We start from the raw sequence: 402 nt of genomic DNA, 5'->3' as shown, positions 1-402 counted from the left end.
GCTATGGACGATGTTTTCGGAAGAGATCGTGCTCATTAAAGACAATCAGGAGAAACTCGATTACGATTTGAGTGTCATCTATCACAATGCATCGACCATCGGATTGCTTAAATATTGGATGATGACGAATTTTAAATATTCCGCAGCCTATTTATGCGAACAAATTCATCGTAATTCGCTTGTCCCCATCACCCATATGCTGCTTAAATCATAGTATTCACAGACGCACAAATGCCTCCAAGCACACTCACGGTTCCATTCTAGGCAAGTGGTTGATGAGCTTGGAGGCGTTATGGTTATTCTAATTGAGCGCTGACTATACCGCAGTCTCCCCGCCGTCGACGACCAACTCGGTGCCGGTCATGTATCTGGAATCATCCGAGGCAAGGAACAGTACAGGGT

The 402-nt window shown here is 45.3% G+C and carries 2 protein-coding genes; one reads left to right on the top strand and one right to left on the bottom strand.

The window, feature by feature from the left end; all coding sequences use genetic code 11:
• A partial coding sequence (locus ACFRAK_RS28760; RefSeq protein ID WP_394573156.1) for a hypothetical protein occupies nt 1–214 on the top strand: 214 nt, incomplete at its 5' end.
• 102 nt (nt 215–316) lie between these two features.
• Here ACFRAK_RS28760 and ACFRAK_RS28755 read toward each other — a convergent pair.
• Nucleotides 317–394, bottom strand: coding sequence for an SDR family oxidoreductase (locus tag ACFRAK_RS28755; protein ID WP_394573159.1), 78 nt, complete (start codon nt 392–394; stop codon nt 317–319).
• Nucleotides 395–402: the final 8 nt, after the last annotated feature.

It is taken from the genome of Peribacillus sp. NPDC056705 (genome assembly GCF_043656335.1).
This window is presented reverse-complemented; position numbering and strand designations above follow the sequence as displayed.